The 12206-nt window shown below is 72.6% G+C and carries 12 protein-coding genes; 9 read left to right on the forward strand and 3 right to left on the reverse strand.

Annotated features, from left to right (window positions below; all coding sequences use genetic code 11):
- Together ACZ6K0_RS05845 and nudC are read left to right on the forward strand one after the other, a co-directional pair.
- Complete coding sequence (locus tag ACZ6K0_RS05845; RefSeq protein ID WP_376400438.1) at window positions 1–1479, forward strand: dipeptidase; 1479 nt, start codon at window positions 1–3, stop codon at window positions 1477–1479.
- Window positions 1480–1616: 137 nt separating this feature from the next.
- Window positions 1617–2582 carry an NAD(+) diphosphatase gene (gene nudC / locus ACZ6K0_RS05850; protein WP_376400435.1) on the forward strand — a complete coding sequence of 322 codons (966 nt, stop codon included), beginning with the start codon at window positions 1617–1619 and terminating at the stop codon, window positions 2580–2582.
- 154 nt (window positions 2583–2736) lie between these two features.
- Here the strand turns inward: nudC and ACZ6K0_RS05855 are convergent, their stop codons facing one another.
- Entirely contained in the window at window positions 2737–2994 is a 258-nt protein-coding gene (locus tag ACZ6K0_RS05855) for a mycoredoxin (RefSeq protein ID WP_024758721.1), read from the reverse strand.
- A gap of 146 nt (window positions 2995–3140) precedes the next feature.
- Between ACZ6K0_RS05855 and ACZ6K0_RS05860 the strand changes: the two genes are divergently transcribed.
- The 5 genes from ACZ6K0_RS05860 to ACZ6K0_RS05880 all read left to right on the forward strand — a co-directional run bounded on the left by ACZ6K0_RS05860 (window position 3141) and on the right by ACZ6K0_RS05880 (window position 6986).
- On the forward strand, window positions 3141–5318 hold the full coding sequence (locus tag ACZ6K0_RS05860) for an ATP-dependent DNA helicase UvrD2 (protein ID WP_469227707.1): 2178 nt from the start codon (window positions 3141–3143) through the stop codon (window positions 5316–5318).
- A gap of 176 nt (window positions 5319–5494) precedes the next feature.
- Window positions 5495–5821, forward strand: coding sequence for a hypothetical protein (locus ACZ6K0_RS05865; protein WP_469228017.1), 327 nt, complete (start codon window positions 5495–5497; stop codon window positions 5819–5821).
- A gap of 171 nt (window positions 5822–5992) precedes the next feature.
- Window positions 5993–6370 (forward strand): WhiB family transcriptional regulator, encoded by a 378-nt coding sequence (locus ACZ6K0_RS05870; RefSeq protein ID WP_376400429.1) that lies wholly within the window; start codon window positions 5993–5995, stop codon window positions 6368–6370.
- A complete protein-coding gene (locus ACZ6K0_RS05875) occupies window positions 6367–6690 on the forward strand; it encodes a hypothetical protein (RefSeq protein WP_376400426.1) in 324 nt (107 codons plus the stop codon). Before ACZ6K0_RS05870 ends, ACZ6K0_RS05875 begins: the two co-directional genes overlap by 4 nt.
- A 113-nt stretch (window positions 6691–6803) precedes the next feature.
- Complete coding sequence (locus ACZ6K0_RS05880; protein WP_376400424.1) at window positions 6804–6986, forward strand: hypothetical protein; 183 nt, start codon at window positions 6804–6806, stop codon at window positions 6984–6986.
- A gap of 33 nt (window positions 6987–7019) precedes the next feature.
- Here the strand turns inward: ACZ6K0_RS05880 and ACZ6K0_RS05885 are convergent, their stop codons facing one another.
- Together ACZ6K0_RS05885 and ACZ6K0_RS05890 are read right to left on the reverse strand one after the other, a co-directional pair.
- Window positions 7020–8369, reverse strand: a complete 1350-nt coding sequence (locus tag ACZ6K0_RS05885; protein ID WP_376400421.1) for an ABC1 kinase family protein — start codon at window positions 8367–8369, stop codon at window positions 7020–7022.
- 42 nt (window positions 8370–8411) lie between these two features.
- Window positions 8412–9563: a TOMM precursor leader peptide-binding protein gene (locus tag ACZ6K0_RS05890; protein WP_469227704.1), complete on the reverse strand. Its 1152-nt coding sequence runs from the start codon at window positions 9561–9563 to the stop codon at window positions 8412–8414.
- Between the two features lie 259 nt (window positions 9564–9822).
- Here ACZ6K0_RS05890 and ACZ6K0_RS05895 point away from each other — a divergent pair, with 259 nt between their 5' ends.
- Complete coding sequence (locus tag ACZ6K0_RS05895) at window positions 9823–10398, forward strand: M48 metallopeptidase family protein (RefSeq protein WP_376400416.1); 576 nt, start codon at window positions 9823–9825, stop codon at window positions 10396–10398.
- Window positions 10399–10529: 131 nt separating this feature from the next.
- On the forward strand, window positions 10530–12200 hold the full coding sequence (locus tag ACZ6K0_RS05900) for a TerD family protein (protein WP_469227702.1): 1671 nt from the start codon (window positions 10530–10532) through the stop codon (window positions 12198–12200).
- Window positions 12201–12206 lie beyond the last annotated feature (6 nt).

Raw genomic sequence — 12206 nt, forward strand, 5'->3', positions numbered from 1 at the left:
ATGAGCGAGACCCCGGACAGCGTCGTCCACGCCGTGCGCACGTACATCGACCAGCACCGCGAGGCCTTCCTCGGCGACCTCGCCGAGTGGCTGCGCATCCCCTCCGTGTCCGCGCAGCCGGACCGCGCCGGGGACGTCCGCCGCAGCGCCGAGTGGCTCGCCGCCAAGCTGGCGGAGACCGGCTTCACGACGGTCGAGGTGTGGGAGACGGACGGCGCCCCCGCGGTCTTCGCCGAGTGGCCCTCCGGCGACCCGGACGCCCCGACGGTCCTCGTCTACGGCCACCACGACGTGCAGCCCGCGGCCCGCGAGGACGGCTGGCACACGGAGCCCTTCGAGCCGACCGTGATCGACGGCCGGATGTACGCGCGGGGCGCCGCCGACGACAAGGGACAGGTGTTCTTCCACACACTCGGTGTCCGCGCCCACCTCGCCGCCACCGGCCGCACCGCCCCCGCCGTCAACCTCAAGCTGATCGTCGAGGGCGAGGAGGAGTCCGGCTCCCCGCACTTCCGCGAGCTCGTCGAGACCCACGCCCAGCGGCTCGCCGCCGACGCCGTGATCGTCTCCGACACCGGCATGTGGTCCGAGACCACCCCCACCGTGTGCACCGGCATGCGCGGGGTCGCCGACTGCGAGATCGAGCTGTACGGCCCCGACCAGGACATCCACTCCGGTTCCTTCGGCGGCGCCGTGCCCAACCCGGCCACCGTCGCGGGCCGGATCGTCGCCGCGCTGCACGACGAGACCGAGCGGGTGGCGATCCCCGGCTTCTACGAGGGCGTCACCGAGCTCTCCGACGCCGAGCGCGCCCTCGTCGCCGAGCTCCCCTTCGACGAGGCGGCCTGGCTGCGTACGGCCAAGTCCCGCGGCACGCTCGGCGAGGCCGGCTTCTCCACCCTGGAGCGCGTCTGGGCCCGCCCCACCGCCGAGGTCAACGGCATCGGCGGCGGCTACCAGGGCCCCGGCGGCAAGACGATCGTCCCCGCCTCCGCCCAGCTCAAGCTGTCGTTCCGGCTCGTCGCCGGCCAGGACCCGGCCAAGATCGAGCTCGCCGTACGGGACTGGCTCGCCGGACTCGTCCCCGCCGGCATCCGGTACGAGATCGTCTTCGGCGCACCGACCCGCCCCTGCCTCACCCCCCTCGACCACCCCGCCCTCAAGGCGGTGGCCGGGGCCATGAGCAGGGCCTTCGACGGCGCCAAGGTCCGCTACACCCGCGAGGGCGGCTCCGGACCGGCCGCCGACCTCCAGGACGTCCTGGAGGCACCCGTACTGTTCCTGGGCATCTCCGTCCCGTCCGACGGCTGGCACGCCCCGAACGAGAAGATCGAGCTCGATCTCCTCATGAAGGGCGTCGAGACCACGGCTCACCTGTGGGGCGACCTGCCCGCCGCCCTAGGGCCTGTCCGGCGGATCATGGCCGGGTCCGCGGCGTCCGGCACGGCACCTCGCCGTGTTGCCGAAACACCCGAATAGCTCCGCTATTAGTGCGCTCCGGCGCCTTGCGATGCACCGCACCGGACGCCGCGGCCTATCCGGCCATGATCCGCCGGACAGGCCCTAGCCGCCGCGCGCTGAACCCACACACCGATCCGGGGGAGTTGGAAGCACCTGTGAGCAACTTGAAGCACGCCGCGAAGGTCAGGCCGGACCGGCTGGACCGCCCGATCTCGCTGACCGCACCGAGCGGCCTCGACCGGGCTGCTCACCACCGCCTCGACGAGGCGTGGCTGGCGGCGGCCTGGAGCCACCCCACGACCCGGGTCTTCGTGGTCTCCGGGGGGCAGGTGCTGATCGACGACCGGCCCGACGGCACCACCGAGCTCGTCATGACCCCGGCGTTCGAGGCCCCCGTCACCGAGACCCACCGCTACTTCCTGGGCACGGACGCCGACGGGGTGTCGTACTTCGCGCTCCAGAAGGACTCCCTGCCCGGCCGCATGGACCAGTCCGCCCGGCCCGCGGGGCTGCGCGAGGCGGGCCTGCTGCTCTCGCCCCGGGACGCGGGCCTCATGGTGCACGCCGTCGCCCTGGAGAACTGGCAGCGCCTCCACCGCTTCTGCTCGCGCTGCGGCGAGCGCACCGTCATCGCCGCCGCCGGGCACATCCGCCGCTGCCAGGCCTGCGGCGCCGAGCACTACCCGCGTACCGACCCGGCGGTCATCATGCTGGTCACGGACGACCAGGACCGGGCCCTGCTGGGCCGCCAGGTGCACTGGCCGGAGGGCCGCTTCTCGACCCTCGCGGGCTTCGTCGAGCCCGGCGAGTCCATCGAGCAGTCGGTGGCCCGCGAGGTCTTCGAGGAGGCCGGCGTCACGGTCGGCGAGGTCGAGTACATCGCCAGCCAGCCCTGGCCGTTCCCGTCCAGCCTCATGCTGGGCTTCTTCGCCCGCGCCACATCCTCGGAGATCAACGTGGACGGCGAGGAGATCCACGAGGCCCGCTGGTTCTCCCGCGAGGACCTCGCGGCCGGCTTCGAGTCCGGCGAGGTGCTCCCCCCGTACGGCATCTCGATCGCCTCCCGCCTGATCGAGCTCTGGTACGGCAAGCCGCTCCCGAAGCCGGGCGACGTGGTCTGAGAAACACGGAACCCCCGACCGGAGGCCTCTCCGATCGGGGGTCGTGCGTCGCCGGGCCGTGCGTAGCGGGCCGTGAGCCGCGGCTCGTGAGCCGCGGCTCGTGAGCCGCGGCTCGTGAGCCGCGGCTCGTCCGTCGCCGCTGGTGCGGGCGGGGTCAGACGCCGAGCGCCTGCTTCACCTGCGCGAGGCTCGGGTTCGTCATGACGACCTCGTCGCCGCCGGCGGCGGGAAGAATGCGGACGGTCGGGACCGTCTGGTTGCCGCCGTTGGCCTTCTCGACGTACGCGGCCGACTCCGGGTCCTGCTCGATGTTGATCTCCGAGTACGCGATGCCCTCACGGTCCATCTGGCTCTTCAGCCGACGGCAGTAGCCGCACCACGTGGTGCTGTACATCGTCACAGTGCCCTGCATGGCCTGCGCTCCTCTTCTTCGCTGACGGGTGCCGAGAAGGAGAACGTACGCCCCGGCCGTCCCATTCCCGGCATTCGTATGACCGGCGCCTCCCGCCTGTGGACGAGCCGCGACACCGAGCTCGCCGGACCTGGCAGCATGGACAGGTGACAGCAGCAACGCACTCCACTCTCTTCCCGCAGGTACCGGAGACGGCCGACGCGGTGCTCGACGGGCTCGACCCCGAGCAGCGCGAGGTGGCGCTCGCCCTGAGCGGCCCGGTGTGCGTGCTGGCGGGAGCCGGCACGGGCAAGACGCGCGCCATCACCCACCGGATCGCGTACGGGGTGCGGGCGGGCATACTCCAGCCCGCCAGCGTGCTGGCCGTCACGTTCACCAACCGCGCCGCGGGCGAGATGCGCGGCCGGCTCCGGGAGCTCGGGGCAGGCGGCGTCCAGGCCCGTACGTTCCACTCCGCGGCCCTGCGCCAGCTCCAGTTCTTCTGGCCGAAGGCCGTCGGCGGCGACATGCCCCGGCTCCTGGAGCGGAAGATCCAGCTCGTCGCCGACGCCGCGGCCCGCTGCCGCATCCGCCTCGACCGCAACGAGCTGCGCGACGTCACGGGCGAGATCGAATGGGCCAAGGTCACCCAGACGGTCCCCGCCGACTACCCTGCCGCGGTCGCCAAGTCCGTCCGGGACGCCCCGCGCGACCCGGCCGAGATCAGCCAGATCTACGCGCTGTACGAGCAGCTCAAGCGCGACCGCTCGGTGATCGACTTCGAGGACGTGCTGCTGCTCACCGTCGGCATCCTCCAGGACCGGCACGACATCGCCGAGCAGATCCGCCGCCAGTACCAGCACTTCGTCGTGGACGAGTACCAGGACGTCTCCCCGCTCCAGCAGCGTCTGCTCGACCTGTGGCTCGGCGACCGGGACAACCTCTGCGTCGTCGGCGACGCCAGCCAGACCATCTACTCGTTCACCGGCGCCACCCCCGACCACCTGCTGAACTTCCGCAACCGCCATCCGAACGCCACGGTGGTCAAGCTCGTCCGCGACTACCGCTCCACCCCGCAGGTCGTCCACCTGGCCAACGGACTGCTCAGCCAGGCCCGCGGCCGGGCCGCCGAGCACCGCCTGGAGCTGATCTCCCAGCGCGACCCGGGCCCCGAGCCGGCCTACGCGGAGTACGCCGACGAACCGGCCGAGGCCGAGGGCACCGCCCGCCGCATCCGGGACCTCGTCGCCGCCGGCGTCCCGGCCGGCGAGATCGCCGTCCTGTACCGGATCAACGCCCAGTCCGAGGTCTACGAGCAGGCCCTCGCCGACGCCGGAGTGCCCTACCAGCTCCGCGGCGCGGAGCGCTTCTTCGAGCGCCAGGAGGTACGGGAGGCGGGCATCGCCCTGCGCGGCGCCGCCCGCGCCGGGGGCAACGACTCCCTCCTCGACGACGCCGACGACCTTCCCTCGCAGGTCAGGGCCGTCCTCTCCACCAAGGGCTGGACCACCAAGCCGCCCTCGGGATCCGGCGCGGTCCGCGACCGCTGGGAGTCGCTCGCCGCCCTCGTCCGGCTCGCCGAGGACTTCGCCCGCGCCAAGTCGGGGGCCACCCTCTCCGACCTGGTCGCCGAGCTCGACGAGCGGGCCGCCGCCCAGCACGCCCCGACCGTCCAGGGCGTCACCCTCGCCTCGCTGCACGCGGCCAAGGGCCTCGAATGGGACGCCGTGTTCCTGGTCGGCCTCACCGAGGGCATGATGCCCATCACATACGCCAAGACCGACGAACAGGTCGAGGAGGAGCGCCGCCTGCTGTACGTCGGCGTCACCCGCGCCCGCCTCCACCTCTCGCTCTCCTGGGCGCTGTCCCGCGCCCCGGGCGGCCGCGCCTCCCGGCGCCCCACCCGCTTCCTCAAGGGACTGCGGCCCGGCTCCGGCTCCCTCGGCTCCGTCGCCGCCGCCGGTGCCGGAGGCATCGAGCGGGGCATCGCGGCCGGCCGGCGCAAGCCGCGCGGCCCCGTCCTGTGCCGGGTCTGCGGAGCGACGCTCACCGAGGCGGGCGCGATGAAGCTCATGCGCTGCGAGGACTGTCCCTCGGACATGGACGAGGCGCTCTACGAGCGGCTCCGCGACTGGCGCTCCGAGCAGGCGCGGGAGCTGGCCCAGCCCGCCTACTGCGTCTTCACCGACAAGACGCTCATGGCCATCGCCGAGCGCGTCCCGACCACCGACGGCGAGCTCTCCTCGATCGCCGGCGTCGGCATCCGCAAGCTCGACCGCTTCGGAGCCGATGTCCTGGCCATCTGCGCAGGTGGGGACAGCGGGACGGGCGAGGACGAACACTGAGCAAAACTCGTGGCGAAAATAGTTTGCGCCTGCCCCGTCAAGCGCCATAGGTTCTTAACCACGGACACGGCGGCTTCTTCGAAGCCCTGTCTTCGTGCTGTACTTGTCCAAATACATATGAGGGCCCGGCTCACACCCGAGTCCTCCGAGACGCCGAGAGGAGGCGATTCCCCGTGATCAGCAACATCGAGACCAGCACCAACGGCTTCGTCAGCACCGCCAAAATGACCGATCGCGCGATCGTCTCCGCCTGCTCGCTCGGCCTCTCCGGCGCTGCGTTCCTTGGCAGCGGTCTGCCCGTCACCGGTCTGTCCGGTCTCGGCACGCCCGCCATCGAGCGCAATGAGCGACCGACCAAGGCGCTGGGAGCAGTAGCAGCAGGCAAGGCCACGGCCTATGCCTTTGCCGCGACCGGTGCCGGAATCCAGCAGCGGCAGACGACGACGCACCACCACATGATGTGGGCCTTCCGTGGGCTCGAACCCTGGAGTGATCCAGTCTGATCCATGATCGGACCGGCGCCTTCAGGGCCGCGGAACCCCACCCGGGATCCGCGGCCCTTCTGTTTGTCCCCGACCGGGGATGACGGAGCGAAGGGGCCTCGGGCAGAAACACCCGGTACCAGCCGAAACCCCGGCCAACAGGCCGGAACGACCAGACGAGGAAAGACCACCGTGCAACTCGAAGCGCACGCCCCGTCCGTACCGCCTTCCGACTCGATCTCGCTGCCCGGCTCCACGGAGGACCACGCTTTGACCCCCGTCACCCCCCTCACCGCGCTCACCGCGCTCGACGACGCCATCGAGAACCTCGGCGTCCCCGTTCCCTGTCGCGCCTACGACCCGGAGGTCTTCTTCGCCGAGTCCCCGGCCGACGTCGAGTACGCGAAGTCCCTCTGCCGGACCTGCCCGCTCATGGAGGCCTGCCTGGCCGGTGCTCAGGAGCGCCGCGAGCCCTGGGGCGTCTGGGGCGGCGAGCTCTTCGTCCAGGGCGTGGTCGTCGCCCGGAAGCGGCCCCGTGGCCGTCCGCGCAAGAACCCGGTCGCGGCATGAGCGCCACCGGAACCATCGACCGCCCCTCCACGAACGATCCCCAGAAGCAGGCACCGATGACCTCTTCCGTCATTGAGCCCATCGGCTCCGCGACCCCCGACTTCTCCACCACCGCCGCGCACACCGCGCGTCAGAACAGGATCCGCGAAATGCAACTCATCCCAGAAGCCCTGGCTCGTGCTCATATGCACGAGCGGCAGCGTGAGGCCGAGGCGGAACGTCAGGCCGTGCGCCTGGTCGCCGCCCGGCGCATGCAGCGCCGCGCCGAGCGTGTGTCGCTGCGCGCCCGTCGCGCACTGGCCATGGCCGTCATGAACTAAGGGGTCTCCACCCCGCGCCCTCCGGGGCGCGCCCGCGGGGGCCGGTCCTCACGGACCGGCCCCCGCGGTGCGTTGCCCGGGCCGCGGCGACCCGCCGGGCTATCGTCACGAGGATGAACGACGCCCGTACCCCCGAGGCACCCTTCGCCTGCGCGCGCTGCGGCAAGACCACCGACACCCTCCCGCTGACCTGGACGTGTTCGGTGGAGAACGGCCGGCGCGAGTACTTCTGCGAGGACTGCGCCCGCGCCCACATCCGCGCGATCGAGGGCCGGCTCGACTCCGCCTGGTGGTGACCGGCCCTCAGGGCGGGGAGTCCGGAACGGGACTCAGTCGGAGTCCGGCGCGACGAAGCCGGGCAGCCACTCCTCCAGCTCGTCCCGGAGCCGTACCGTCGCGTTGAGCTGACACAGCACCCCGATGGTGCTCAGCGTCACACGGTGTATCAACAGGTACGAGGGCGGCAGGTTGAGCTGCTTGCCCAGCTGGTGGGCGGGGGAGCGGGGATCGGCGATCCGGGCGGCCTGGGCCCGCAGCCAGCCGCGGGTGAAGAGATAGGTCTCCGCCTCGGCCGGTTCGATGATCGGCAGCAGGTACGCGAGGACCGCCTCCGGGTCGAGGGCGACGGAGTCCTTGACGAACCCCTCCGAGCGGAGCAGTTCGTAGACGGTCTCGGCCTCACCGGCCAGCGTCATCCGCAGACAGACGCCGATCGTCTCCGGCAGCCCGCCCGGGAGCCGGTCCACCGTGCCGAAGTCGAGGACGCCGAGGCGCCAGCTCGCCGGATCCTCGTCGCCCTCGGCGCCGGGCAGCAGCCGGAAGTTCCCCGGGTGCGGATCGGCGTGCAGCAGGCCGGTGCGCGCGGGCCCGGAGAAGAGGAAGCGGGCCAGCAGCTGCCCCGCCCGGTCCCGCTGGGCCTCCGTGCCGTCCGCGATCACCTCGGAGAGCGGGATGCCGTCCATCCACTCGGTCACGAGGACCTGTTCCGACTGGTGCACCACGGCCGGTACGACCACGTCGGGATCGTCCGCGAACACCTCCGCGTGCTCCTGCTGGGACGTCGCCTCCAGGGCGTAGTCCAGCTCTTCGGAGACCCGGTCCCGCATCTCGGTGATCAGCGGCTTGATGTCCATCCCGGGGACGAGCGGCCCGAGGAGCCGGGCGAAGCGGCTCAGCTGGGTCAGGTCCGAGAGCAGGGCCTCCCCGGCGCCCGGGTACTGCACCTTCACCGCGACCTCGCGCCCGTCGTGCCACACCGCCCGGTGCACCTGTCCGATCGAGGCGGCCGCCGCCGGCTTGTCCTCGAACTCCAGGAACAGCTCGCGCCAGTTCTCGCCGAGCCGCTCGCCGAGGACCGTGTGGACGGTGGACGTCGGCATCGGCGGCGCCGCGTCCTGAAGCTTCGTCAGCGCCGCCCGGTACGGTCCGGCGACCTCCTCCGGGAGGGCCGACTCGAAGACGGAGAGCGCCTGACCCAGTTTCATGGCCCCTCCCTTCAGCTCGCCGAGGACCTTGAACAGCTGCTCGGCCGTGCGCTGCTGGAGCTCGCGGGCGACCAGCTCGGCGGACCTGCCGCCGATCCGTTTGCCCAGACCCCACGTGGCCCGGCCGGCGAAGCCGAGCGGCAACGCGGCCAACTTGGCGGTCCGGGTGACCGCCTTCCGGGGAAGATCAGACATGCGCCCCTCCAAATTCCCAGACTGCCGTGCCGCGTAGGGCCGTTACCCCGCCATTGTGTCCTGCGCGCTCGCGGCTGCCGAGGCGCGCTCCCCTTCTCCACCGCGCGCCGCCCCGCACGGGCAGTCCGGGTGCGGCCGCAGGCGCTCCGTCCGCCACTCCAACAGCGGCAGTGACACCTCCCAGCGGGCGCCCGTGCTCGCCGGGAGGTCCCCGTCAAGGAACGCGAGCGCGTGCGCGGCGGTGAGCCCGGCCACGGCCGTGGCCAGCGCCAGATCGCAGGCGGGCAGCGGATGCGGGGCGCCCGAGCGCCACTGGGCGAGGAGCCGGGGGCGGACGGGCTCCCGGTCCGTCAGCTCCTCCTGGAGGCAGCGGGCGCAGGCCGTCCCGCCCGGCAGGACGAGCGGCCCGACCGTCCCCGTCGCCTCCAGCACGCCCGCGTACAGGTGAGGTGTGCCGGTGGCGATCCACGGCCCGGCCGGGACCGGGTCGGGGACGTACGCGCCGAGACCGTCGCGCGGTGTCACCACGACGAGTGACAGCCCCACCGCGCCGCGCCCGTCACCCGGTGCGGACACCCCGGCTCTTCCCGCACGGCCCCGGGCCCAGCGGCTCACCAGACGCCGGGCCGCCGTCGCCCGGCGCTCGCCGACGGCCTCGGCCGGCAGCCCGCCCGGGGCGGTCTCCCACGGCTCGACCCGGCCGGAGTCCAGTACCTCGACCGTGCCCACACCCGCCGCGGACAGCAGGGCCGCCACCATCGCCCCCACCCGCCCCGCCCCCCGGACCTGGACGCGCAGGGCCCGTCGGGCGGTCAGCGTCCGCGGCGCCCGGTCGGGCTCGCGGTGGACGACGGAGAGCGAGGCCAGGTCGGCGCGGAGCGGATCGAGCGCCGTGTCCGCCGCACCGGCGCCCGGCACCGCCTTCCCGGGCCGCCCGGTCGAGGCGTCGGCGAGGAGCCCGGCCGCCGCCAGCCGGCCGAGGAACGCCTCCAGCCGTCCGTCCGGCAGACCCAGCGCCCGCGCCTCCGCCCGTAGCAACTCGGTCCCCCGCGTGCCGTCGAGCAGCGTGAGGAGCGCCCCGGTGTCCGTGTCGACCGGGCTCATCACCACCGCGTGCGCGGGGGTGATCCCGAACTGGACGCACGGGAGACTTCGCCAGGCGCGTCGCAGCGCCGGTTTCACCATCGGATGCATTTCCCGCCCCCGCCCCCGCTCATGACCCGTGATCCAAGCCCCGATCCAAGCCTCATGACCCAAGACCCATTCAAGATCGACAACGGCTCTTCCGTCGTCCGTCATGAAGCGAGAATGCCCCGCCGCCGTGACGGCCGCCGAAAGTTGTCCACAGGTCAGGGGGATTAGTCATTCAAATGGTGCGCGGTGGGGTCGGATCGTTCTCGAAACCCCTCCGGAGGGAGGACTTCCCCCACCGCCAGCGGGTAACGTCGGGGCCGTGCCCGCCGATCCACAGCGCAGCGTGACCAGCAAGCCGCCCCGCGGCTCGGGGACGAGTGCGGTCGAGGTCCGCAGAAGCGCGCGGCGGAGCCGAACCGTCTCGGCCTACCGCGAGGGCGACCGGACCATCGTGCTCATCCCCGCCCGCATGTCGGAGGCGGAGGAGCAGCGCTGGGTCACCGTCATGCTGGACAAGCTCGCCGCCCAGGAGAGCCGGAGCGTCCTCGGCGACCGCGAGCTCACCGAGCGGGCGCTGCGCCTCTCCGACCAGTACTACGGCGGCCGGGCGCGCCCCGGCTCCGTTCGCTGGGTCACGAACCAGAACACCCGCTGGGGCTCCTGCACCCCCTCCGAGGGCAGCATCCGCCTCTCCCACCGGCTCCAGGGCATGCCCGAGTACGTCGTCGACTACGTCCTCCTGCACGAGCTGGCGCATCTCCTCGTCCCGGGCCACGGACCCGGGTTCTGGCGGCTCCTGGAGGCGTATCCGCGCACCGAGCGGGCCCGCGGCTACCTGGAGGGCGTGGTCGCCGCCGCACGGCTCCCGCACCTCCCGGGTGCTGGCGAGGAGTGACGCCGCAAACACCGGCTGCGCCGGTGTTTCCCGATTCCGTACCGAAAACGACCTGCCCTGTCTCAATGTCGTACGCAGCCGTTAGCCTGGCGCGAGCATTCGCCATTCGGGATGGGGGACGGTCGTTACGCATGGCCAGGGAATTCCAACGCGGCCACAAGGCCAAGATCAGTGATCTGACGGCGGGAACCGATCTGTACGTAGGTGTGCAGATCGCGGCGCCCGGACTCAGCTTCGACATCAGCTGCTTCGGACTCGACGCGGACGAGCGGCTCTCGGACGACCGCTACTTCGTCTTCTTCAACCAGCCGAAGTCGCCGGAGGAGTCCATCCAGCTGCTCGGTGCCCAGTCCGGTGACACCGAGTCCTTCCGCATCACCCTCGACCGCATCCCCGCGAACATCCAGAAGCTCTCGTTCACCGCGACGATCGACGGCGCCGGCCAGATGTCCCAGGTCGGCCCCGGCCACCTGCGGATCGTGGCGGGCGGCGAGGAGGTCGCCCGGTACGCCTTCACCGGCGCGGAGTTCTCCACCGAGCGCGCGGTGATGCTCGGCGACTTCTACCTCAAGGACGTCTGGCGGTTCGCCGCCGTCGGCCAGGGCTTCGACGGAGGCCTGGAGGCGCTCCTGCGGAACTTCGGCGGCGAGGTCGCCGAGGAGGAGCCCGCGGCGCCGCAGGCCCCGGCCCCGGCCCCCGGCTTCGCCCCGCCGCCGCAGGCGACGGCGCCCCCGGCCTTCGGCGCACCCGCACCGGCGGCGCCCCAGCCGCCGGCCCCGGCTCCCGCGTTCGGCGCCCCGCCGGCTCCGCCCGCGCCCGTCGCCCCCGTGCAGCCGGTCCACACGGCGCCCACGATGGTGGCGCCCATGGCCCCGGCCCAGGTCCCGCCGCCCGCGCCGGCCCCCGCCCCGTACGGGCAGCCGCCGCAGCCGCCGCAGCCGTCCCCGTACGGCCAGGTCCCGGGCCAGGCTCCGGGCCAGGCTCCGGGTCAGTACCCCGGCCAGGTCCCCGGTCAGTACCCCGGCCAGGGCCAGCCGCCGCAGCAGCCGCCCTACGGGCAGGCACCCCCCGGCCCGTACGGGCAGCAGCCGCAGTTCGGGCAGCAGCCCGCGGGCGTCCCGCAGGGCGTCCCGGCCACCGGCGCGGGGCTCGCCGCCGCGCTCGCGCCGTTCAAGGAGACCGCCACCGGCGCCCGGTGGACCCCGCAGAACCAGCAGCTCATGCGGGTCGACCTCGCCATGGGCGGCGCGCCGGTCCTCGCCCGGCAGGGCTCCATGGTCATGTACCAGGGCAAGGTCGACTTCTCCCACAAGGGCGCGGGCTTCGCCGGCCGCATCGTCGGCAACGCCACGGGCCAGGAGATGCAGCTGATGCGGTGCAGCGGCCGCGGCCAGGTCTTCCTCGCCGAGGAAGGCGCCCATCTGCACCCGATCGAGCTCCAGGGCGACGGCATCTGCGTCTCCGCGGAGAACGTCCTCGCGTTCGACGAGTCCCTCCAGTACGAGGTCCGCCGCATCGAGGGCCACGGCATCCCCGGTGGCGCCCTGTTCACCATGCAGTTCCAGGGCACCGGCACCGTCGTCGTGAAGACCCACGGCATCCCCGTGGTCCTGCCCGTCACGCCGACCACCTTCGCCGACTGCAACGCCGTCGTCGCCTGGTCGTCCGCGTCCCAGGTCATCCTCTCCAGCCAGGTGCGGCTCCGCCGCAACGCCTACCCGGGCCACAGCGGAGAGACCGTGAACCTCCAGTTCCGGGGCGCCCCCGGCAACTTCATCGTCGTCCAGCCCTACGAGGTCTGAGGGAGC

The sequence above is a fragment of the Streptomyces sp. NPDC042346 genome (assembly GCF_055581845.1).